The following is a 20,858-nucleotide window of genomic DNA, read 5'->3' as shown; positions in this document are numbered from 1 at the left end:
ACGTTGCAAAGCGACGCACCCCCCTTTTAAATTTTCACGATCAGGCCCATTATCCGCAAAAGATTACTGCGCGAGTTACATTATGACGGATCAGACGATCGAAACGACCTCTGAAGATGAGCGTGAGACATGGCCCGCCCTGGTCAAGGGGTTTCGCTGCAAATGCCCCAACTGCGGGGAAGGCAAGCTGTTGCACAGCTATCTCAAGGTCAATGACTCCTGCTCGAACTGCGGGCAGGAGTTGTTTCACCATCGCGCAGATGATGGGCCCGCCTACCTGACAATCCTGCTGGTCGGCCACCTGCTGGCTCCCGCTCTGCACGTGTCGTACGTGCATTGGCGGCCCGATCCGTGGACCATGGCCATCGGCTTTTCCGTCGCCTGCGTTGCCCTGTCCCTGTACCTGTTGCCACGCCTGAAAGGTGCGGTGGTGGCCTATCAGTGGGCACGCCGCATGCATGGCTTTGGAAAAACCGCGTGACCCGACCCAGTTGACCAGTTTGGACATGACACCCGACAAAACAGCCATCCGGGATGCAGCAACGGTTATCGTACTGCGGGACAGATGGACAAACCCCTCGATCCTTATGGGGCAGCGCGGGTCCAAAGCGGCCTTCATGCCGAACAAGTTCGTCTTTCCCGGTGGTGCGGTTGATCCGGCTGACGCGGATGTTCCATTGGCAACGGATTTGCCGGATCTGTGCTTTGAACGTTTGGGCGAACAGGCCGAGCCGGGGATTCAACACGCCCTCGCCGCGGCCGCCATACGCGAGCTTTGGGAAGAAACCGGTCTTGTTCTTGGCCAGCCGGGTACATGGCCCGGTCATGTAGCTGACGATTGGCAGAGCTTTGCCGCGTTGGGTTACCTGCCAACTGCGGCTGCGCTTCAGTTCGTCTTTCGCGCGGTAACTCCACCGGGCCGTCCCCGCCGGTTCGATGCGCGGTTCTTTCTGGTCGACGCCGACGCTCTGCAAGGTGATGTGGATGATTTCAGTCACGCCTCGGATGAGCTGTCGCACCTGCAATGGGTGCCACTGGATCGGGCACGGGATCTGGATCTGCCGTTTATCACCGAGGTCGTTCTGGCGGAAATAGCGGCCCGGGTTACGTCCCCCGAGCCGCCATCGTCGGTTCCATTCTACAAAAACAACGAAGAAGCCAACCTGTTCCTGCGTCTCAGGGGCTATCCGATGCCAACCCACGACTGACGGATCGGTTTCACCGCATCCGGCTGACCACCACCGTCACTTCGGGCTTTTTGCCAATTTCGGCTTTGGCTGTCTGCCGCACGATGCGGCGCATTTCTTCTTCCAGCTTGTCGTCATCGCGAAGGGTCTTGGCGGCGGCCCGCATCAGGAACTGGTTCAGATCCTCTTCCAGCACTTCGACCAACGCGGCACGGGACGTGCCAGTTTCAGGCAGCCCCATGGTGTCGCACCACGGCTCGCCCAGCGGTTCGTCTTCTTCGTCCAGAACCACCGTCACCGTAACATGGCCGTTCAAAGCCATGCGGATACGATCCCGCACCACGCCGTCAAGGGCACCGATCTTCACGGTACCGTCCAGATATGTGCGACCGGTTTCAACATAATCGACGACTACAGGCGCATTGCCGCTGAGATCCAGCATGGTTCCGTTCACCGCCAGCACTCCGGTTCTGCCGCCCTGCTCTGCCAGTTTGACATGCTCGCGCAGGTGCCGGTGTTCGCCATGCATCGGGATCACGAATTGCGGATCGGTCAGTGCATGCACTTTCTCGAGGTCCGGCCGGTTCGCATGGCCCGAGACATGATAGAGGCCCGAACTGTCATCGACGACATCCACGCCCTTTTCGCTGAGCTGGTTCATGATAAAGATCACGCCCCGCTCGTTCCCGGGAATGGTTTTCGAGGAGAACAGGAACAGATCGCCCTCGGCCAGCTCCAGACCACGGTACTTGCCACGGGCCAGTTGGGCGCTTGCGGCCCGTCGTTCCCCCTGGCTGCCGGTCACGATCAGCATCAGGTTCTGGCGCGGAAGGTCCAGAGCCTCTTCGGCGCTGATCACCTTGGGAAAATCCGCAAGAATACCGGTTTCGGTCGCGGCTTCGATCATCCGACGCATCGCGCGCCCCAGCAGGACGACGGAACGCCCGGCCCGCGCACCCGCCTCGGCCAGCGTTTTGACCCGCGCGACGTTTGAGGCAAAGGTGGTTGCCACGACCATGCCTTCCGCGCCTTCGACCAGCTTGACGATCTCGGGGCCAACTTCGGATTCTGAACGCCCCGGATGGGTCGAAAACACGTTCGTACTGTCACAGACCAGCGCCTTGATGCCGGGCTTGGCGACCTCGGCCCACAGGTCAGGGTCAAAGGCCTCGCCAACGACCGGTGCTGCATCCAGCTTGAAGTCGCCCGAATGCACGACACGCCCTGCGGGTGTATCGATGACCAATGCGGCACTTTCGGGAATCGAGTGCGAAACCGGAAGGAAACCAACTGTGAACGGCCCGACGGACACCTGTTCAGGCCAGGCGGAAACGGTCGTGACCGCCTCGGCCGGGTGTGCATGTTCTTCCATCTTGCGGCGCGCGATATTGGCCGTGAAGGCACGCGCATAGACCGGCGCACCCAAGGCTTCATAACAATGGGCCACGGCACCGACATGGTCTTCATGGGCGTGCGTGATGAAAACACCATCCAGCCGGTCGGCACGCTCTTTCAGCCATGAGATATCGGCATAGATGAGGTCAACGCCCGGCGTTGTGTCCATATCAGGAAAAGTGACGCCCAGATCCACCAGAATCAGGCGTTCCTTTCCCGGTTCACCGTAGCCGTACACATAGGCGTTCATGCCAATTTCGCCCGCGCCACCCAGCGGCAGGTAGATCAATCTTTCACTGCTCATACGGAGCCATTATCCTTGTTGTAGCGATGGATCACGGTCAGGCCGTGCATCGTCAGATCATCCTCGATTGCGTCGAACCCCACGTCGGCCTGATCGAACAAGGGGGCCAGCCCTCCGGTTCCAACGACTTTCATCGGCATTCCATACTCGGCCTTGATCCGGGCGATCAGCCCCTCGATCAAACCGGAATATCCCCAATACACGCCAGATTGAATACAACCAACCGTATTCGTACCGATCACCTTGTCAGGTCGGGAGACATCGATATGCGGCAGCGCCGCGGCTCCCTGATGCAGGGCCTCAAGGCTCAGGTTCACACCGGGGGCGATAATGCCCCCCACATATGCGCCGTCGGCGGCGACAACGTCGAAATTCGTCGCAGTTCCGAAATCCACGACAACCACATTGCCACCATGGCGGTCAAAAGCGCCCACGGCATTGGCCAGTCGATCCGGGCCAGGCACCGTGCCTTCATCCACACGCGGCGGGACAGGCAACAGGCAATCGGGCTTGCCCACAACCAATGGTCTGCACCCAAAAAAGCGATCGGCGAAGATACGCAGGTTGAACACGACGCGCGGCACGGTCGAGGCGATGATCACATCGGTGATGTCCGCCTCGATCCCGTAATGCTTCACCAGCGTCGAATACCATGTGAAATACGCGTCTGCCGTGCGCGCATGGTGGGTCGAGGTGCGCAGGGTGCACAGGAATTCCTCACCGTCCCAGATCGAAAAGACGGTATTGGTATTGCCGCAATCGATGGCCAGAAGCATCCGCGCCCCTCTCAGAAATAGACATCCGCCGCAGGAATGCTCACGCGGCCTTTGGCGGTGTTTAAGACAAGGTTACCGCTTGCGTCCACCGTTTCGAAGGTTCCAACCGTTTCCGACGTACCGGTCCGCGCGGTGATGACCTCGCCCAACCGGGCCGCGCGGGACAGCCAGGCGGTGCGGATCGGTTCGAATCCATAGGTGACGAACTGGGTTTCATACGCGGCATAGGCCGCGGCCAGTTCGGTCAGAAAATCCTCGGGCGAGACATGCGCCCCGGTTTCCGAAAGAAGTGAGACGGGACGAACCGCGCCGGGTTCTACCGCATCGGCATCCGGGGCATTGGCCAGGTTCACTCCGATGCCGATGGACAGATGCGCCACGCCGCGCCCCTGCCCCGTGCTTTCCAGCAGGATACCGGCAAGCTTGCCGCCGTTCAGCAGCACGTCATTGGGCCATTTCAGCGACAGTCCGGCAGCCCGCCCGGTAACGGCGACGCACGCGTCAAAAAGGGCCAGCGCCGCCACGAAACTGCGCAAGGCCGCCTGTTCCGGCGCGCCCTGAGGACGCATCAGCAAGGTCGCCGCCAGGTTGCCCATCGGGTTGGCCCAGCTTCGTCCGCGCCGCCCGCGCGCCGCCGTCTGGTGATGCGCCATGATCCAGACGGGACCACGCGCATTCGGAGCAATCCGCGCCGCTTCATTCAGCGTGCTGTCGACTTCCTGCACCTCGTGCAGGCCATAGCCTTGGGGCCATTTTGTCATATCAAAAAGGCTCGGTCGCGCAACCGAGCCCCTCTTTCCGGTTGTGCAAAACGATCAGTTGACAAGCGTGGCCGCTGCGGCAGCTGCCGCGCCCTCGACGCCGAACTGATAGAAGATACCGACCAGCATCAGGGCCGCAGACCCCATCAATGCCACCCACAGAACAGGGGTCGACCGGGTTTCGATCGGCTCTTCGTTCTCGGCCCCGAAATACATGTAGAACACGATCCGCAGGTAATAGAAGGCACCGATGACCGAAGCGATGGCCGAGACGACGACCAGACCGGTCAGACCCGCACTGACGCCCGCCTGCCAGACGCCGAATTTCGCAAAGAAACCAAGCATCGGAGGCACGCCCGCAAGGCTGAACATCAGGATCAGCACCGCCAGCGCCTTGCCCGGATCACGCTTGGAGTATTGCCGCAGAGCGTCAATGTCGGTGATGGGTTTGCCGTCACGCTCCATCATCAGAATGAAGGCGAAGGTGCCGATATTCATGGTCACGTAGATGGCCAGATACATCAGCATCGCCTTGATACCCAGCTCGGTACCGGCGGCCAGGCCAATCAGCGCATAGCCCATATGGGCAATCGACGAAAACGCCATCAGACGCTTGATGTCGCGCTGCCCGATCGCGGCCACGGCCCCCAGCAACATCGACAATACGGACAGCAGGACAATCACTTGCTGCCAGTCTTCGACAACGCCACCGAACGCGTCATGCAACAGGCGCGCGAACAACGCCATCGCCGCAACCTTCGGCGCCGTGGCAAAGAAGGCCGTGATCGGCGTGGGAGACCCCTCGTAAACGTCCGGCGTCCACATATGGAACGGAACGGCCGAGACCTTGAAGGCCAGACCCGAGATCAGGAAGATCAGACCAAACAGCAGCCCCAACGAAACATCGCCATGGTGAACTGTCTGGATGATGCCCGAGAACAACGTGGTGCCGGTGAAGCCATAGACCAGCGACGCACCATAAAGCAGCAGCCCCGAGCTCAGCGCACCTAGCACGAAATACTTCAGACCTGCCTCGGTCGATTTCGCGCTGTCACGACGCAGAGCAGCCACGACATAAAGCGACAGCGATTGCAGCTCGAGCCCCATGTAAAGCGACATCAGATCGCCTGCGCTGACCATCATCATCATCCCCACGGCGGCCAGTGCCACCAGCAACGGGTATTCAAATCGCAGCAGATCACGGCGTGCCATGTATTCCTGGCTCATGACCAGTACAGCACCCGCCGACAGCAGGATGGCAACCTTGGCAAAGCGGGCAAAGCCGTCATCGACGAACATGCCGTTGAAGGCCACGTTTGTACCCCCGCCCTGAGTTGCAATCCAGATTGCCAGAAGGGCCATAAGACCTGCCGTGGTCCAGACCAGCAGAGGCGCCAGCCCGTCCTTTGTCGTGTAGACAGCCCCCAGCAGCGCCGCCATCGCATAAAGCGCCAGAACGATTTCCGGCAGGATGATTGTCAGATCAGCCTGGATCATGTCTCCAAAGCTCCCTTAATGCGAAGCGGCTGTCTGGGTCGCAGCCTCAGCCGCGGCCAGAGCCGTGTCATAGTTCGAAATCAGAGCCGCTGTGGATTGCCCGATTACATCGGTCACCAGCGACGGGTAGACACCCAGCAGGATGGTCATCACGATCAGCGGGGCGAAGATCAACCGCTCGCGCGAGCTCATGTCGGTCATCGCCTTGAGGCTTTCCTTGATCAGATCGCCAAACACGACCCGGCGGTAGAGCCACAGCGCATAAGCCGCCGAGAAGATCACACCGGTCGCAGCCACCGCCGTTACCCAGGTGTTGACCTGGAACGCGCCCATCAGGGTCAGGAATTCGCCGATGAAGCCCGATGTGCCCGGCAGGCCGACATTGGCCATGGTAAACAGCATGAAGACCAGCGCGTATGCGGGCATCCGGATCACCAAACCGCCATAAGCCTCGATATCGCGGGTGTGCATCCGGTCATAGATCACGCCGACGCAGAGGAACAGCGCGGCCGAGATGAACCCGTGGCTGAGCATTTGGAAGATCGCGCCATCGATGCCTTGCTGGTTTGCCGCGAAAATACCCATGGTCACAAAGCCCATATGCGCGACCGAGGAATAGGCGATCAGCTTCTTCATATCCTCCTGCACCAGCGCCACCAACGAGGTATAGACAACCGCGATGGCAGACATCCACAGCACCAGATCGGTCATCACGGCCGAACCCACCGGGAACATCGGCAGGCTGAACCGCAGGAAGCCATAGCCGCCCATCTTCAGCAGGATCGCCGCCAGTACGACCGATCCCGCCGTGGGCGCCTGAACGTGGGCGTCCGGCAACCAAGTATGCACCGGCCACATCGGCATTTTCACCGCGAACGAAGCAAAGAAGGCCAGGAACATCAGGGTCTGCATGCCACCGACAACATAAATGCCCAGCACGCTGAAGCCCTCGGACGAGAACTGGTGCGTCATCAGCGCGGCAATGTCCGTGGTGCCCGCATCCGCATACATCGCAACCATGGCGACCAGCATCAAAACCGAGCCGAGGAAGGTGTAGAGGAAGAACTTGAAGCTGGCGTAGATCCGATCCTTGCCGCCCCATATCCCGATGATCAGGAACATCGGAATAAGACCTGCCTCGAAGAACAGGTAGAACAGTACAAGATCAAGCGCCATGAAGACGCCCAGCATCAGCGTTTCCAGCAGCAGGAAGGCAACCATGTATTCCTTGACGCGGTCCGTGACATTCCAGCTGGCCAGAATGGTCAGCGGCATGATGAAGGTCGTCAGCAGAACGAACAGGACACTGATGCCATCAACACCCATCTTGTATTTGAGGCCCATCAGCCACTCACCCTCTTCCACCATCTGGAAGCCGGGGTTCGACGGGTCAAAGCCGGTATAGATGCCGATCGAGACCAGGAAGGTTACCGTGGTGGCCAGCAGAGCAATCCACTTGGCGTTCCGCTGTGCCGCCGCATCGTCACCCTGCAGGAACAAGGCCAGAATGCCTGCGGCGATGGCGGGGATAAACGTGACGATCGAAAGGATATAGTCCATTACTGGGCCCCTCCGCCGATCGACATCCAGGTCACAAGGGCCGCGATGCCCAGCACCATCCAGAAGGCATAGGTAAAGATGTACCCGGTCTGCGCCTTGCCGGCGAGGCGGGTGAAGAAGGGAACAACGCCCATTGCTACTCCGTTCAGGAAGCCATCGATTGTATTGCCGTCACCGCGTTTCCACAGGAAGCGGCCAAGCGCCACAGTGGATTTTACGAAGACCGCATCGTAGATTTCGTCGAAATACCACTTGTTCAGAAGGAACAGGTAAAGCGGACGCTGATTTGCAGCCAGTCGTGCCGGCAGCGACGTGTTCACGATGTAGAACCAGTAGGCCACGACAAAGCCAAGCAACATGGCGACGAAGGGTGAAACCTTGACCCATTTCGGAGCCGCGTGCGCATCGTCCAGAACATGGTTGTCCGGCGCCATGTAAAGCGCGCCCTCGCCGGGCTGGCCCGCAAAGACATAGTGATGATCGCCACCCTTGGCATCCTTCTCACCATGACCTTCATCGGCATGGCCGTCAGCTGCGTGGCTTTCATCCGCATGGCTGTCTTCACCGTGCGAAGCATCCGCCGCCGCATGATCACCGGCATCGGCATGTTCTGACGCTTCGGCAACCGGAATACCGTAGAACTTGCCGACCTTGTCCGCATGGCCAAAGAAATTGCCATACCAGATCATCCCGGCAAACACCGCACCCAGCGACAGAACGCCCAGCGGCACCAGCATGGTCATCGGGCTTTCATGTGCGTGGTCATGCTTGTGCTTGTCGCCGCGCGGTTTGCCATAGAAGGTCAGGAAAATCAGACGCCAGCTATAGAACGAGGTGAACATCGCCGCGATCACCAGCATCCAGAAGGCATAGCCGGTTCCGCCCGCATAGGCGCTTTCGATGATTGCATCTTTAGACAGGAACCCGGCAAAACCTATTGTGGTAAGCGGAATGCCGACACCCGTGATAGCCAGCGTTCCGATCATCATCGCCCAGAAGGTGTAAGGGATCTTTTTGCGCAGACCACCGTATTCCGTCATCTCCTGCTCGTGATGCATGGCGTGGATCACGGACCCCGCACCAAGGAACAACAGCGCCTTGAAGAAAGCGTGCGTCAGCAGGTGGAACATCGCCGCCGAGTACATGCCGACGCCCGCGGCCACGAACATGTATCCCAGCTGGGAACAGGTCGAATACGCAATGACGCGCTTGATATCGGTTTGCACCAGACCCACGGTCGCCGCGAAGAACGCTGTCGAGGCCCCAAGGAAGGTGATGAACCCGGTCGCGCCCGGCGCGAATTCCATCAGCGGCGACATGCGGCAAACCAGGAACACGCCCGCTGTCACCATGGTGGCCGCGTGGATCAGGGCCGACACCGGCGTCGGGCCTTCCATCGCGTCCGGCAACCAGGTGTGCAGGATCAGCTGCGCAGATTTACCCATCGCACCGATGAACAGCAGAACACAGATCACCTCGACCGCGGTCCATTCGCCCCACAGGAAATGCAGCTTTTCTTCTGCAAGCACAGGTGCCGATGCGAAAATGTCCGAAAAGTTGATGCTGTCGGTCAGGAAGAACAGCGCGAAGATGCCCAGAGCAAAGCCGAAGTCGCCCACACGGTTGACGATGAACGCTTTCATCGCCGCCGCATTTGCCGAAGGCTTGCGATAGTAGAAACCGATCAGCAGGTAGGATGCGACACCCACGCCTTCCCAGCCAAAGAACATCTGCACAAGGTTGTCCGCCGTCACCAGCATCAGCATGGCGAAGGTAAAGAAGGACAGATAGGCGAAGAAACGCGGTTTATAGCTTTCGCCTTCGCGCCATTGCGGGTCGTGATCCATGTAGCCAAAGCTGTAGAGATGCACGAGCGCCGAAACCGTGGTGACCACGATCAGCATGATGGCGGTCAGCCGGTCCAGACGAATGGCCCACGAGGTCGAGAGCGATCCGCTTTCGATCCAGCGCATGATCTCGATCTGTTGTGTGTGCCCATCGAACGAGAAGAACACGAGCCATGACAGCAGACAGGCCAGAAACAGCAGGCCCGTGGCCGTCCACATGGCCGCTTTCTCACCTATGAACTTCCAGCCAAAGCCGCAGATCAGCGCACCCACCAGCGGGGCAAAGAGGATTGTGGTTTCCATGATCCCTTACCCCTTCATCATATTGACGTCTTCAACCGCGATGGTGCCGCGGTTGCGGAAGAAGCAGACCAGAATGGCCAACCCGATCGCCGCCTCGGCCGCCGCCACCGTCAGAACGAACAGCGTGAAGACCTGCCCGACCAGATCGCCGAGGAAACTGGAAAACGCCACGAGGTTGATATTCACCGCCAGCAGCATCAGTTCGATGCTCATCAGCAGGATGATGACGTTCTTGCGGTTCAGGAAGAGACCGAAGATGCCGATGACGAACAGCGTCGCCGCGACCGTAAGATAGTGTTCAAGTCCGATCATGGTCTCAAAGTCCCTGCCCCGGTTTCACGTCCTTCAATTCCATCGCCTTGGCCGGGTCGCGCATCATCTGGCCGACGATGTCCTGACGCTTGATGTCCTGACGGTGGCGCAGCGTCAGCACGATGGCACCGATCATGGCCACCAGCAGGATCAGGCCCGCCAGCTGGAACAGAAGGAAGTATTGATCGTAAAGAATGACGCCAAGCGCCTCGGTGTTGTGACGGTCCGCCGGGACCGGCTGCGCCAGATTGGCCGCTGCGCCCTGCGCGCTGTCCCAGGCCCCGAAGGCCATGACGAACTGCATCAGGATGACCAGACCGATCAGCAAGGCAAGCGGCATATAGCGTGCCATCTCGGCCTTCAACTCGGCAAAGTCCACGTCCAGCATCATAACGACGAACAGGAACAGAACCGCGACCGCGCCCACGTAAACGATGATCAGCAGCATCGCCACGAACTCGGCCCCCAGCAGCACGAACAGCCCCGCCGAGGATAGAAACGCCAGGATCAGCCACAGCACCGAGTGCACCGGCTGGCGGCTGATCACCGTGAACAGCCCGCCGGTGATGGCGCTGATGGCAAACAGATAGAAGGCAAAGACGGTCATTGATCCTCATCCTCGTTGTCGCCCATGACCTCTTGCGCCAGATCCAGCGCGCGGGTCATGGCCGGGATGCCGGCAAAGACCGACATCTGACCGATCGTTTCCACGATCTCTTGTTTCTTTGCGCCTGCCTCCAGTGCATGGCGCACAGTCTGGCGTACGGCCGAGTCCGCCTGAGCGCCCTGACAGGTCAGCCCGGCCAGCGTCAGCAACAGGCGAGTCTTGGCATCCAGCCCGTCTTTGTTGACGGTGTTGCCGAACATCATCTCCATGACCTCTTTCGGCATGGTCGGCCACAGCGCCTCGAACCCCTTGGGCGAGAAGCTTTCCATCGCCGGGTTCATCGCCTTGGCCATGTCCTGAGCCTGCTTCATCATCAGCTCGAACGGATTTGTCGGGCTGTCAGTCATCGGTAAGGCGCGTCCAATTCCAGATTGCGGGCGATCTCGGCTTCCCAGCGTTCGCCGTTGTCCAGCAGTTTTTGCTTGTCATAGAACAGCTCTTCGCGGGTTTCCGTCGCGAATTCGAAATTCGGGCCTTCGACGATGGCATCGACCGGGCAGGCCTCCTGACAGAATCCGCAATAGATGCATTTGGTCATGTCGATGTCGTACCGCGTGGTGCGGCGGCTGCCGTCTTCGCGCGGTTCGGCGTCGATGGTGATGGCTTGCGCCGGGCAGATCGCCTCGCAGAGTTTGCAGGCGATGCAGCGTTCTTCACCATTCGGATAGCGGCGCAGAGCGTGTTCGCCGCGGAAACGTGGGGACAGAGGCCCCTTTTCGTGCGGATAGTTCACCGTGGCCTTGGGCGCGAAGAAATACTTAAGCCCCAGTTTCATGCCGACCCAGAAGTCTTGCAGAAGGAAGTATTTGGCAGCGCGGGTATAGTCAATTTGAGTCATATCAGCCTCCTACGCTCCAACGGGCAAATGCGCCCCAGAACCAGTCGAATTTCGCCGCGAAGGCCACGAAAACCACCCAAGCCAGCGAGAATGGCAGGAACACTTTCCAACCCAGCCGCATCAGCTGGTCATAGCGGTAGCGGGGCGTGATCGCCTTGACCATCGCGAAGATGAAGAAGAAGAACGCCATCTTGGCGACCATCCACAGCACGCCATCGGGCAGGCCCGGGATCGGCGACAGCCAGCCGCCGAAGAACAGCAGAGAGGTCAGCGCGCACATCAGGAAGATCGCGATGTATTCGCCTGCCATGAACAGCAGGAAAGGCGTGGCCGAATATTCGACCTGATAACCGGCGACCAGTTCCGATTCCGCCTCGGGAAGGTCGAAGGGCGGGCGGTTGGTTTCGGCCAGGGCCGAGATGAAGAACAGGAACACCATCGGGAAATGCGGTAGCCAGTACCAGCTGAAGAACCCGAACGAGCCATCCTGAGCGCGCACGATGTCGCCAAAATTCATCGAGCCGGTCGAGATGATCACCCCGATGATGATCAGGCCGATCGAAACCTCGTAGGAAATCATCTGCGCGGCCGAGCGCAGCGAGCCCAGGAATGGGTACTTTGAGTTCGACGCCCAACCGCCCATGATCACGCCATAAACCTCGAGCGAGGACACCGCGAATACATAGAGGATGGCCACGTTGATATCCGACAGAACCCAGCCATCGTTGAACGGGATCACAGCCCAGGCGATCATCGCCAGAACGAAGGATGTCAGCGGTGCGAGGATAAAGACCGTTCGGTCGGCGCCCGCAGGGATCACTACTTCTTTCACCACATATTTCAGGGCATCCGCCACCGATTGCAGCAGGCCATAAACGCCAACCACGTTGGGGCCGCGGCGCATCTGGACAGCAGCCCAGATCTTGCGGTCCCCGTAAACAAGGAACAACAGTGAAATCATCACAAAGGCAACAACGGCAAGCACTTGCGCCAGAATGATGATGGCTATTCCGCCTGGGGTGTTAAAGAATTCAGCCATTGGTCCTCACACCGTGGGTATTCCGTTTTCCGCGCGCGATGCAAAGGCCATAAGCCTGCGCAAACTGCGGCTGGGTCGGCGCGTTGGTGTAAACAGCATCTGCCGCCATTGCGCCACCCTTAATATTCGGTTTCACACGCAAATCTGGCGCGGCGAACTGCCACCCGGCAGCCGCTTTTGCCTGCGATATGAAACAGGTCTGGTTCATTCCGCCGCGATCTTCTCGGATTTGCGGGCCTGCGCCTGTGCCGACAGCTCGGCCATCAGCTGTGAAGCCCGTGCAATCGGGTTGGTCAGGTAGAAGTCCTTGATCGCATAGCGGAAAGTTGCGTTGCCCAGAGTACCGGTGTCGAGAGCTTTCACTTCGTTCTCGATCACTTCGTCGATGCGGGCCAGATGCGGAACCGCCTCGATCAAGGCCGTGCGCAACTGCGCCAGAGAGTCGTAGGGCAGTGTTGCGCCCAGTTCGGCCGACAAGGCGCGCAGGATGGCCCAGTTCTCCTTCGCCTCACCCGGCGCAAAACCGGCCCGCATCGCCAGTTGAGGGCGACCTTCGGTGTTTACGAACACGCCGTTTTCCTCGGTATAGGCCGCGCCTGGCAGGATCACATCGGCGCGGTGTGCGCCCCGGTCACCATGGCTGCCCTGATAGATCACGAAGGCGCCTTCGCCGATCTCGACCTCGTCCGCGCCAAGGTTGTAGATTACATCGGCGGCGCTGATCGCGTCCATTCCGCCTTCGTTCGTGGCACCCACATCCATCGCACCGACGCGCGACGCCGCAGTGTGCAAAACGATCAGACCACTTTCCGTATTGGCCGCGATGGCTTGCGCAGCAGCCAGCACGGCGGCGCCGTCCGCTTCCTGCAAAGCGCCCTGCCCGATGATGACCAACGAACGTTTGCTCTTGATCTCATCATCTCCGCCCATGTCGACAACTTTTTGCAGCGCTGTTCGATCATCGCCAACGTGGTGATACTCATATGTCAGATCGACCGCAGGACCGACCAAAGCGACTTCGGCCCCATGCGCCCACGCCTTGCGGATACGCGCGTTCAGGACAGGCGCTTCGTCACGTGGGTTGGTACCGATCAGCAGGATGCGTTCCGTGGTGTCGATGTCTTCAATCGCGGCGGTACCAGCGTAAGCGCCACGATTGCCCGCCGGAAGCTTTGCGCCATCGGTACGGCATTCGACAACACCACCCTGCCCTTCGATCATCTGTTTCAGCGCAAACGCCGCCTCGACCGGAGCCAGATCGCCCACGATACCGGCAGGTTTCTCGGCGCCCTTCAGCGCCTCTGCTGCCTTGGTCAGCGCCTCGGACCATGAGGCCGGGCGCAGCTTGCCATTTTCACGGACATAGGGCTTGTCCAAACGCTGACGGCGCAGGCCATCCCAGACGAAACGTGTCTTGTCGCTGATCCATTCCTCGTTCACGCCGTCATGATTGCGCGGCAGGAAACGCATGACTTCACGACCTTTGGTATCGACGCGTATGTTCGATCCCAACGCATCCATCACATCGATGCTTTCGGTTTTGGTCAATTCCCACGGACGCGCAGTAAAGGCGTAGGGCTTGGAGGTCAGCGCCCCGACAGGGCACAGATCGATGATGTTGCCCTGCAAATTCGAATCCAGCGTCTGGTTCAGATACGAGGTGATCTCGGCATCCTCACCGCGCCCGGTCTGACCCATCTGAGTTATCCCGGCAACTTCGGTGGTGAAGCGCACGCAGCGCGTGCAGCTGATGCAGCGGGTCATTGCGGTGCCAACCAACGGGCCAAGATCCAGATCATCGACCGCCCGCTTTGCTTCCTTGAAACGGGATCCGGACATGCCATAGGCCATCGCCTGATCCTGAAGGTCGCATTCGCCACCCTGATCGCAGATCGGGCAATCCAGCGGATGGTTGATCAGCAGGAACTCCATCACGCCTTCACGGGCCTTTTTGACCATGGGCGAGTTCGTCTTGACCACCGGGGGCTGCCCTTCAGGCCCCGGACGCAGGTCACGCACCTGCATCGCGCAGGAGGCCGCAGGTTTCGGCGGCCCACCGACGACCTCGACCAGGCACATCCGGCAATTGCCAGCAATCGACAGACGCTCGTGATAACAAAAGCGCGGCACTTCGACCCCGGCTTGTTCACAAGCCTGGATCAGGGTCATCGCGCCATCGACTTCGATTTCCTGTCCGTCGATATTGATCTTGCGGAGGTCAGACATGGCTTTCAATTCGCCCTCAAATAAACGCCAATGGCGCTGTTTCTTTGGATTTCCTTCTGCCCCAGAGTGCAGAATGTGTTGGGGTTGTCATAGGTCACGCCATTCGAAGCCAGATACGCCTCGCCCTTGGCGCGCATCCGGTCTTTTTCAGCATCCGATTCGACGTAAGAGCGGATTTCGGTGTCCGAATACCCCAGTTTGTTCGCCTTGGAGCGCAGCCCCCACATCACACTGATCGCTTTCAATCGACGCCCGCTGATCGAGGGGCAATATTCCGAAATTTCATTTGCGATGGCGATGTAATAGAGTTCGTTGTCGATCTCTTTGACATCCCTCAAGGGCGGCTTCGCATTTGCGACGGCAGGCAATGTGATCAAGGCAGCCAAGGTGAGTGTTTTGGCAAAAAACATGGATCTTCCCTTCGTTTTGGACGCACCAAAACGAACCGGTCCGGTCTTGCTAGGCAATAGCGGCCGGCAATCCGTGTCGTGATATGCAAAACCGCGCGTCATGGCCGTTGGCATTTTCCCGCAAAGGTCAATTGATCATCACTGATGCGCAGGTTCTGCGGTTCAGTATCCGGCCCCACCTTCCAATCGATCCGCGAAGACCCGAAATTCTGCACGCAAAACTTGGTTCCTTCATGGCGGCCGGCCTCACGTGCACCGTCCAGCGACGCGGACGCACCCTTCACCACAACGGTAAAGTCCGTTGGCGATGCTTTCTTGTCGACCGCCTTCGCCTTTGCCTTGAACGCCTTTCCATCGAACAGAATACGATCTTCCGACGGCTTGATGATGCCGCAGGCGGACACGCTTGCCAGTGCCAGCAGGACTACAAGGGTTTTTGGGGCCTTCATGCTATCCCTCTTCGTGTTCTCATCCGCCGGGACGCCATCAGAACGCCGCCACCAATGCCATAAGCCCAATCACAAACATGCAGGCCCAGCCCAACACATACAGCACGGACCGAAGACCACTGTTCGGCTTGCCTATGCCTTTGATGTGCACCACCAGCATCACCAACCGCGCGAGCAATGCGACAGACGCCAGCAGATTGACCCAGAACGGGCTGGCGCCCAGCAATACCGCCGCAGTCACTACGGCCACAAACGCCGGAAGCGTTTCCGTTCCGTTCAGATAGGCCCGGTTCAGTCGATAGGCCTGGTCGGAATAGTCCTGCTCAGGGGTTGCCCCCGGCGCGAGGCCCTTGCCCTGTTTGGCCAGCGCTGAAAACGGGGCCAGAAAAAGAACCACCAGCGTGAAAAGCACAACCGATGAAATCGCGTGGCTGTATTCCGCAAACATGTCCATCCCGATCACTCCGCCGCCATCGCACCCATACGGCCCGATTTCCGAGCCTTGATGCGGTCTTCGATTTCTTCACGGAAATTCCGGATCAGGCCCTGGATCGGCCAGGCGGCCGCATCGCCGAGGGCGCAGATCGTGTGACCTTCCACCTGTTTGGTCACATCAAACAGCATGTCGATCTCTTCCAGCTCGGCCTCGCCGCGAACCAGGCGGTCCATGACCCGCATCATCCAGCCGGTGCCTTCGCGGCAGGGCGTGCACTGGCCGCAGCTTTCGTGTTTGTAGAATTTCGACAGGCGCCAGATCGCCTTGATGATGTCGGTGGACTTGTCCATCACGATCACCGCCGCCGTTCCAAGCCCCGAGCCCAGATCGTTGCGCAAATAATCGAAATCCATGATCGCGTCGCGCATGTTCTCACCGCGCACACACGGAACCGAGGATCCACCGGGGATCACGGCCAGCAGATTGTCCCAACCACCGCGAATGCCGCCGCAATGGGTCTCGATCAGCTCCTCGAAGGAAATCGACATCGCCTCTTCCACGACGCAGGGGTTGTTGACGTGACCCGAGATCGCAAACAGCTTGGTGCCCGCGTTGTTCTGGCGGCCGAAACCTGCGAACCAATCCGCGCCACGGCGCAGGATCGTAGGCACGACGGCGATGGATTCGACGTTGTTCACCGTCGTCGGGCAGCCATACAAACCCGCACCCGCGGGGAACGGCGGCTTCATCCGCGGCATGCCCTTTTTACCTTCGAGGCTTTCAATCAGCGCGGTTTCCTCGCCGCAGATATAGGCGCCGGCCCCGTGGTGCAGAAACAGGTCGAAATCCCAGCCCGAGCCGGCGGCGTTCTTGCCCAGCAGACCCGCGTCATAGGCCTCGTCAATCGCGGCCTGCAACGCCTCGCGTTCGCGGATGTACTCACCACGCAGGTAGATGTAGCAGGTGTGAGCGTTCATGGCGAAAGACGCGATCAGGCAGCCCTCGATCAGCGTATGCGGATCATGGCGCATGATCTCGCGGTCTTTGCAGGTGCCGGGTTCGGATTCGTCCGCGTTGACAACCAGATAGGACGGGCGCCCGTCGCTTTCCTTGGGCATGAACGACCATTTGAGACCGGTCGGGAAACCCGCACCGCCGCGTCCGCGCAGCCCGGAATCCTTCATCGTCTGGATGATCCAGTCGCGCCCTTTTTCAATCAGGCCAGCAGTGCCGTCCCAATGCCCGCGGGCCTGCGCACCTTTCAGCGTGCGTTCATGCATCCCGTAGATGTTGGTAAAGATCCGGTCCTGATCCTTCAGCATCGCGTGTTACCTTCAGCTGTCCTGACGCATGCGCCAGAGTTGAAAAATGTTGACGCCCGCATAGATGAAACCCGCCAGAGCGGCGAAATCAAACAGCAGCGCATGCCGGGTTGTCAAACCCAGCGCGGGGCCAATGAACAGGTTCATCGCAAGCCAGATCAGCATGGTCACGGCGATGACCACCCCGATATGTCGGCCCTTGCGGGCTATGGCCTGTTCCTTGTCCTTGTCCATCTTCCCCCGAAGCCCGGAACGGGCATCCGTCTAGTCTTCGTATGTGCCCTCGGATTTGGCACGTTTGGCGAATTCGGTTTCCTCACCGGCAGCAAGCTTGGCCGCCTGCTCGATCCAGCCATCGCGTTCGATCCGGCCTTTGAATTTCAATCGCGCATCGACCCAGGCCACATGTTCGGGCGTCCAGGCCGCGATCTGGTCGTAGTGATAGAAACCCAGCTCGTTCAGCGTTTCTTCCAGCTTGGGGCCGACGCCTTTCAACAGCTTCAAGTCATCTGCCTTACCGTCGCGTGCGGCGGTCAGAGTCTCAGGCTGATCTTCTTTGACGTCCGCGGGTTTGGCTTCGACGTCCTTGGCAACAGGTTTGGCTTTCGCCTCTGCCGCTTGTTTCACAGCCGGTTTGGGGGCCTCGGGCGCCTTCGGAGGTTTCGCAGCAGCCGACGCGCCCGCCTGCTTGCCATCCTTGCCAAGCCACGGTGTCAGGATCGGAACTTCGGTTCCGTCGATACGCTTGACCGTGTCCCCAAGCTCAGTCGCCAGTTCAACACTTGCGTTGTATTTCGGCTTGCCGGCTTCATATTCGGACAGGCTGGAAAGCCCTTTCAACGGCTCGGCCGCGTAACGCCCGTTCTGAGGACCGGGCGTCGGCACCTTGCCCGCCACCAGATCGTCGAGGATTTTGCCGAAACTCTCGGCGGTCAGATCCTCGTAGTAATCCTTGCCGATCTGCGCCATTGGCGCGTTGGTGCAGGAACCGAGACATTCGACCTCTTCCCAGCTCAGCTTGCCATCGGCAGAAAGTTCATGCGGCTTCGCGGCGATCTTTTCCTTGCAGACCGCGATCAGATCTTCGGCCCCGCAGATCATGCAGGACGTCGTGCCGCAGACCTGAATATGCGCCACAGATCCAACTGGTTGCAGCTGGAACATGAAGTAGAAGGACGCCACCTCGAGCACGCGGATATAGGCCATGCCCAGCATGTCGGCGATGGATTCAATCGCCGGGCGGCTCAGCCAGCCCTCCTGTTCTTGCGCGCGCCACAGCAGCGGAATGACCGCGCTGGCCTGGCGGCCTTCGGGGTATTTGGTGATCTGCGCTTCGGCCCATTGCTGGTTGGCAGCGGTGAAGGCAAAGCTTTCGGGTTGTTCGGGATGAAGACGGCGGAGCATTAGCGGTCAATCTCTCCAAATACGACATCCATGGTGCCGATGATGGCGGCGACGTCGGCCAGCTGGTGGCCTTTGGCGACGTGGTCCATGGCTTGCAGGTGCAGGAAACCGGGAGCGCGCAGCTTGGCGCGGTAGGGCTTGTTGGTGCCGTCGGCGACCAGATAGACGCCGAACTCGCCCTTGGGGGCTTCGACCGCGGCATAGACCTCGCCTGCAGGGACGTGGAAGCCTTCGGTATACAGCTTGAAGTGGTGGATCAGGCTTTCCATCGAAGTCTTCATGTCCGAGCGTTTCGGCGGGGTGATCTTGCCACGCGCAAGCACGTCACCGGGGCATTCGCGGATTTTGACGATGGCCTGCTGGATGATCGACAGCGACTGGCGCATCTCTTCCATGCGCACCAAATAGCGGTCATAACAGTCGCCGTTTTTGCCGACGGGGATCTGGAATTCAAACTCGTCATAGCATTCATAGGGCTGAGCGCGGCGCAAGTCCCATGCAAGGCCCGACCCGCGCACCATCACGCCCGAGAAACCGTATTTCTGAATGTCATCTTCAGTCACGACACCAATATCGGCGTTGCGCTGTTTGAAGATGCGGTTTTCGGTCAGCAGACCGTCGATGTCGTCCAAAACGGCGGGGAATTCGTGGCTCCAAGCCTCGATATCGTCCAGCAGTTCTGGCGGCAGGTCCTGATGCACACCGCCGGGGCGGAAATAGGCCGCGTGCAGGCGAGCCCCGCAGGCACGCTCGTAGAACACCATCAGCTTTTCACGCTCTTCAAAACCCCAGAGCGGCGGGGTCAGCGCGCCCACATCCATAGCCTGCGTGGTCACGTTCAGCAGGTGGTTCAGGATGCGCCCGATCTCGGAATACAGAACCCGGATCAGCGACCCCCGACGCGGCACCTCGACCCCGGTCAGCTTTTCGATGGCCAGACACCAGGCATGTTCCTGGTTCATCGGCGCCACGTAATCCAGACGATCGAAATAGGGCAGGTTTTGCAGATAGGTCCGGCTTTCCATCAGCTTTTCGGTGCCGCGGTGCAGCAGGCCGATATGCGGATCGCACCGTTCGACGATCTCACCGTCGAGCTCGAGCACAAGGCGCAGAACCCCGTGCGCCGCAGGGTGTTGCGGGCCGAAGTTGATGTTGAAATTGCGGATCTTCTGTTCTCCGCTCAGCGCGTCCGTGCTGCCGTCATCGTATCTTGAGCCGTCCATCAACGCCCTCGTTTCTTTTTCGCATCGGCCCGAACCCGAACCTTTTCCGCCTCGGCCGCTTTGGCTGCGGCCCCGGCCAGAAGAACCCCCAATGCGCCCAGAATGATCAACTCACCCATCATCTCAGCGGCGCTCCAACTCTTGCAGTTTCAGCCCGACCCACCACAGCAGGGCGATCGTGCCAAAGGGAACCAGACACAGCAGACACCAGTATTTGTTGATCCCGAAGAACGGTAAAATCTTTACCATCGGAATGATGGTCAGTGCAGACAGGATCAACCACCAGATGCCACCCATTATTCTGTCCCCTGTTTCTCATCCCCCGGCAGAATGTAGTTCGCACCCTCCCACGGGGACATGAAATCGAACTGACGGTATTCCTGCACCAGGCTGACGGGTTCGTAGACCACGCGTTTCTGCGCCTCGTCATAGCGGACCTCGGTATAACCTGTAGTCGGGAAATCCTTGCGCAGCGGGTAGCCGCGGAATCCATAATCCGTCAGGATGCGGCGCAGATCCGGGTGGCCCGAGAACAGGATGCCGAACATGTCGAACACCTCACGTTCGAACCAGTTGGCCGAGGGGTGCACGTCAACGATGGACGGCACCATGTCTTCTTCGCGGATCGAGACCCGCAGCCGGATACGCTGATTCTGGTACATCGACAGGAAGTGATACACCACATCGAACCGTTTGGCGCGTTCGGGGTAATCCACGCCGGTGATATCCACCAGCGTCGAAAACTGGCAGCTGCGATCAGATTTCAGGAATTCGACGAATTCCACAAGATTCGACGGAGCCACGTCCACGTTCAGTTCGCCGTGGGTCACGTCCCATGACAGGACGCAATCAGTCCGTTTCAGCTCCAACTGCGTGCCGAGTTCCTTGAGTTCTTCGCTCAT

24 protein-coding genes are annotated in these 20,858 nt (G+C 59.5%); 2 read left to right on the top strand and 22 right to left on the bottom strand.

Features of this window, described 5'->3' with window-relative positions; translation table 11 throughout:
- The first annotated feature begins 82 nt into the window (after positions 1–82).
- Both GS612_RS04115 and GS612_RS04110 read left to right on the top strand, forming a co-directional pair.
- A complete protein-coding gene (locus GS612_RS04115; RefSeq protein ID WP_171115058.1) occupies positions 83–481 on the top strand; it encodes a DUF983 domain-containing protein in 399 nt (132 codons plus the stop codon).
- Between the two features lie 25 nt (positions 482–506).
- Positions 507–1,208 carry an NUDIX hydrolase gene (locus tag GS612_RS04110; protein WP_171639936.1) on the top strand — a complete coding sequence of 234 codons (702 nt, stop codon included), beginning with the start codon at positions 507–509 and terminating at the stop codon, positions 1,206–1,208.
- Between the two features lie 10 nt (positions 1,209–1,218).
- Here GS612_RS04110 and GS612_RS04105 read toward each other — a convergent pair whose 3' ends face one another.
- From GS612_RS04105 to GS612_RS04005, 22 genes are all read right to left on the bottom strand, one after another.
- A complete protein-coding gene (locus tag GS612_RS04105) occupies positions 1,219–2,886 on the bottom strand; it encodes a ribonuclease J (protein WP_171639160.1) in 1,668 nt (555 codons plus the stop codon).
- Positions 2,883–3,662, bottom strand: coding sequence for a type III pantothenate kinase (locus tag GS612_RS04100; RefSeq protein WP_152458573.1), 780 nt, complete (start codon positions 3,660–3,662; stop codon positions 2,883–2,885). Before GS612_RS04100 ends, GS612_RS04105 begins: the two co-directional genes overlap by 4 nt.
- An 11-nt stretch (positions 3,663–3,673) precedes the next feature.
- Positions 3,674–4,423, bottom strand: a complete 750-nt coding sequence (locus GS612_RS04095) for a biotin--[acetyl-CoA-carboxylase] ligase (protein ID WP_171639159.1) — start codon at positions 4,421–4,423, stop codon at positions 3,674–3,676.
- A 54-nt stretch (positions 4,424–4,477) separates the two neighbouring features.
- Complete coding sequence (gene nuoN, locus GS612_RS04090; RefSeq protein WP_171115054.1) at positions 4,478–5,920, bottom strand: NADH-quinone oxidoreductase subunit NuoN; 1,443 nt, start codon at positions 5,918–5,920, stop codon at positions 4,478–4,480.
- Positions 5,921–5,935: 15 nt separating this feature from the next.
- Positions 5,936–7,480 (bottom strand): NADH-quinone oxidoreductase subunit M, encoded by a 1,545-nt coding sequence (locus GS612_RS04085; RefSeq protein WP_171167325.1) that lies wholly within the window; start codon positions 7,478–7,480, stop codon positions 5,936–5,938.
- Complete coding sequence (gene nuoL, locus GS612_RS04080; RefSeq protein WP_171639158.1) at positions 7,480–9,630, bottom strand: NADH-quinone oxidoreductase subunit L; 2,151 nt, start codon at positions 9,628–9,630, stop codon at positions 7,480–7,482. Before nuoL ends, GS612_RS04085 begins: the two co-directional genes overlap by 1 nt.
- A 6-nt stretch (positions 9,631–9,636) precedes the next feature.
- Positions 9,637–9,942 carry an NADH-quinone oxidoreductase subunit NuoK gene (gene nuoK, locus GS612_RS04075; protein WP_005984024.1) on the bottom strand — a complete coding sequence of 102 codons (306 nt, stop codon included), beginning with the start codon at positions 9,940–9,942 and terminating at the stop codon, positions 9,637–9,639.
- A 4-nt stretch (positions 9,943–9,946) separates the two neighbouring features.
- The gene (locus tag GS612_RS04070; RefSeq protein ID WP_171115048.1) at positions 9,947–10,549 is read right to left on the bottom strand and encodes an NADH-quinone oxidoreductase subunit J; all 603 of its coding nucleotides are present in this window, start codon (positions 10,547–10,549) and stop codon (positions 9,947–9,949) included.
- The gene (locus GS612_RS04065; protein ID WP_152458579.1) at positions 10,546–10,956 is read right to left on the bottom strand and encodes a carboxymuconolactone decarboxylase family protein; all 411 of its coding nucleotides are present in this window, start codon (positions 10,954–10,956) and stop codon (positions 10,546–10,548) included. The genes GS612_RS04070 and GS612_RS04065 overlap by 4 nt, the downstream gene beginning before the upstream one ends.
- The gene (gene nuoI, locus GS612_RS04060) at positions 10,953–11,447 is read right to left on the bottom strand and encodes an NADH-quinone oxidoreductase subunit NuoI (protein ID WP_152458580.1); all 495 of its coding nucleotides are present in this window, start codon (positions 11,445–11,447) and stop codon (positions 10,953–10,955) included. Before nuoI ends, GS612_RS04065 begins: the two co-directional genes overlap by 4 nt.
- Position 11,448: 1 nt before the next feature.
- Positions 11,449–12,486, bottom strand: coding sequence for an NADH-quinone oxidoreductase subunit NuoH (gene nuoH / locus GS612_RS04055; protein WP_152458581.1), 1,038 nt, complete (start codon positions 12,484–12,486; stop codon positions 11,449–11,451).
- A gap of 204 nt (positions 12,487–12,690) precedes the next feature.
- Positions 12,691–14,712 carry an NADH-quinone oxidoreductase subunit NuoG gene (gene nuoG, locus GS612_RS04050; RefSeq protein WP_171639157.1) on the bottom strand — a complete coding sequence of 674 codons (2,022 nt, stop codon included), beginning with the start codon at positions 14,710–14,712 and terminating at the stop codon, positions 12,691–12,693.
- 5 nt (positions 14,713–14,717) lie between these two features.
- Positions 14,718–15,122 carry a DUF5333 domain-containing protein gene (locus tag GS612_RS04045; RefSeq protein ID WP_171639156.1) on the bottom strand — a complete coding sequence of 135 codons (405 nt, stop codon included), beginning with the start codon at positions 15,120–15,122 and terminating at the stop codon, positions 14,718–14,720.
- Positions 15,123–15,220: 98 nt separating this feature from the next.
- On the bottom strand, positions 15,221–15,571 hold the full coding sequence (locus GS612_RS04040) for a hypothetical protein (protein ID WP_152458585.1): 351 nt from the start codon (positions 15,569–15,571) through the stop codon (positions 15,221–15,223).
- Between the two features lie 37 nt (positions 15,572–15,608).
- Complete coding sequence (locus tag GS612_RS04035) at positions 15,609–16,025, bottom strand: MAPEG family protein (RefSeq protein ID WP_171205464.1); 417 nt, start codon at positions 16,023–16,025, stop codon at positions 15,609–15,611.
- Positions 16,026–16,030: 5 nt separating this feature from the next.
- Entirely contained in the window at positions 16,031–17,329 is a 1,299-nt protein-coding gene (nuoF, locus tag GS612_RS04030) for an NADH-quinone oxidoreductase subunit NuoF (protein ID WP_171639155.1), read from the bottom strand.
- A gap of 12 nt (positions 17,330–17,341) precedes the next feature.
- Positions 17,342–17,563, bottom strand: coding sequence for a DUF5337 domain-containing protein (locus GS612_RS04025; RefSeq protein WP_171115038.1), 222 nt, complete (start codon positions 17,561–17,563; stop codon positions 17,342–17,344).
- Between the two features lie 30 nt (positions 17,564–17,593).
- Positions 17,594–18,733: an NADH-quinone oxidoreductase subunit E gene (locus tag GS612_RS04020; RefSeq protein WP_171639154.1), complete on the bottom strand. Its 1,140-nt coding sequence runs from the start codon at positions 18,731–18,733 to the stop codon at positions 17,594–17,596.
- Entirely contained in the window at positions 18,733–19,956 is a 1,224-nt protein-coding gene (locus GS612_RS04015) for an NADH-quinone oxidoreductase subunit D (protein WP_171115034.1), read from the bottom strand. The genes GS612_RS04020 and GS612_RS04015 overlap by 1 nt, the downstream gene beginning before the upstream one ends.
- Positions 19,956–20,078, bottom strand: a complete 123-nt coding sequence (locus GS612_RS20625; protein WP_256367742.1) for a hypothetical protein — start codon at positions 20,076–20,078, stop codon at positions 19,956–19,958. Before GS612_RS20625 ends, GS612_RS04015 begins: the two co-directional genes overlap by 1 nt.
- Position 20,079: 1 nt before the next feature.
- A complete protein-coding gene (locus GS612_RS04010; RefSeq protein ID WP_010442775.1) occupies positions 20,080–20,253 on the bottom strand; it encodes a hypothetical protein in 174 nt (57 codons plus the stop codon).
- Positions 20,253–20,858 (bottom strand): NADH-quinone oxidoreductase subunit C, encoded by a 606-nt coding sequence (locus GS612_RS04005; RefSeq protein ID WP_170343779.1) that lies wholly within the window; start codon positions 20,856–20,858, stop codon positions 20,253–20,255. Before GS612_RS04005 ends, GS612_RS04010 begins: the two co-directional genes overlap by 1 nt.

It is taken from the genome of Ruegeria sp. HKCCD6157 (assembly GCF_013110685.1).
GTDB lineage: Bacteria > Pseudomonadota > Alphaproteobacteria > Rhodobacterales > Rhodobacteraceae > Ruegeria.
This window is presented reverse-complemented; position numbering and strand designations above follow the sequence as displayed.

What these genes read in the sequence shown, in the direction of transcription:
- GS612_RS04020 (WP_171639154.1), bottom strand. Translation starts at nt 18,733, where the DNA reads ATGCTCCGCCGTCTTCATCCCGAACAACCCGAAAGCTTTGCCTTCACC.
- GS612_RS04095 (WP_171639159.1), bottom strand. Translation starts at nt 4,423, where the DNA reads ATGACAAAATGGCCCCAAGGCTATGGCCTGCACGAGGTGCAGGAAGTC.
- GS612_RS04070 (WP_171115048.1), bottom strand. Translation starts at nt 10,549, where the DNA reads ATGACCGTCTTTGCCTTCTATCTGTTTGCCATCAGCGCCATCACCGGC.
- GS612_RS04045 (WP_171639156.1), bottom strand. Translation starts at nt 15,122, where the DNA reads ATGTTTTTTGCCAAAACACTCACCTTGGCTGCCTTGATCACATTGCCT.
- nuoN (WP_171115054.1), bottom strand. Translation starts at nt 5,920, where the DNA reads ATGATCCAGGCTGATCTGACAATCATCCTGCCGGAAATCGTTCTGGCG.
- nuoI (WP_152458580.1), bottom strand. Translation starts at nt 11,447, where the DNA reads ATGACTCAAATTGACTATACCCGCGCTGCCAAATACTTCCTTCTGCAA.
- GS612_RS04025 (WP_171115038.1), bottom strand. Translation starts at nt 17,563, where the DNA reads ATGGACAAGGACAAGGAACAGGCCATAGCCCGCAAGGGCCGACATATC.
- nuoH (WP_152458581.1), bottom strand. Translation starts at nt 12,486, where the DNA reads ATGGCTGAATTCTTTAACACCCCAGGCGGAATAGCCATCATCATTCTG.
- GS612_RS04085 (WP_171167325.1), bottom strand. Translation starts at nt 7,480, where the DNA reads ATGGACTATATCCTTTCGATCGTCACGTTTATCCCCGCCATCGCCGCA.
- nuoK (WP_005984024.1), bottom strand. Translation starts at nt 9,942, where the DNA reads ATGATCGGACTTGAACACTATCTTACGGTCGCGGCGACGCTGTTCGTC.
- GS612_RS04040 (WP_152458585.1), bottom strand. Translation starts at nt 15,571, where the DNA reads ATGAAGGCCCCAAAAACCCTTGTAGTCCTGCTGGCACTGGCAAGCGTG.
- GS612_RS04005 (WP_170343779.1), bottom strand. Translation starts at nt 20,858, where the DNA reads ATGAGCGAAGAACTCAAGGAACTCGGCACGCAGTTGGAGCTGAAACGG.
- GS612_RS04035 (WP_171205464.1), bottom strand. Translation starts at nt 16,025, where the DNA reads ATGGACATGTTTGCGGAATACAGCCACGCGATTTCATCGGTTGTGCTT.
- GS612_RS04115 (WP_171115058.1), top strand. Translation starts at nt 83, where the DNA reads ATGACGGATCAGACGATCGAAACGACCTCTGAAGATGAGCGTGAGACA.
- GS612_RS04010 (WP_010442775.1), bottom strand. Translation starts at nt 20,253, where the DNA reads ATGGGTGGCATCTGGTGGTTGATCCTGTCTGCACTGACCATCATTCCG.
- GS612_RS04105 (WP_171639160.1), bottom strand. Translation starts at nt 2,886, where the DNA reads ATGAGCAGTGAAAGATTGATCTACCTGCCGCTGGGTGGCGCGGGCGAA.
- GS612_RS04100 (WP_152458573.1), bottom strand. Translation starts at nt 3,662, where the DNA reads ATGCTTCTGGCCATCGATTGCGGCAATACCAATACCGTCTTTTCGATC.
- GS612_RS04110 (WP_171639936.1), top strand. Translation starts at nt 507, where the DNA reads ATGACACCCGACAAAACAGCCATCCGGGATGCAGCAACGGTTATCGTA.
- nuoG (WP_171639157.1), bottom strand. Translation starts at nt 14,712, where the DNA reads ATGTCTGACCTCCGCAAGATCAATATCGACGGACAGGAAATCGAAGTC.
- nuoF (WP_171639155.1), bottom strand. Translation starts at nt 17,329, where the DNA reads ATGCTGAAGGATCAGGACCGGATCTTTACCAACATCTACGGGATGCAT.
- GS612_RS04065 (WP_152458579.1), bottom strand. Translation starts at nt 10,956, where the DNA reads ATGACTGACAGCCCGACAAATCCGTTCGAGCTGATGATGAAGCAGGCT.
- GS612_RS04015 (WP_171115034.1), bottom strand. Translation starts at nt 19,956, where the DNA reads ATGGACGGCTCAAGATACGATGACGGCAGCACGGACGCGCTGAGCGGA.
- GS612_RS20625 (WP_256367742.1), bottom strand. Translation starts at nt 20,078, where the DNA reads ATGATGGGTGAGTTGATCATTCTGGGCGCATTGGGGGTTCTTCTGGCC.
- nuoL (WP_171639158.1), bottom strand. Translation starts at nt 9,630, where the DNA reads ATGGAAACCACAATCCTCTTTGCCCCGCTGGTGGGTGCGCTGATCTGC.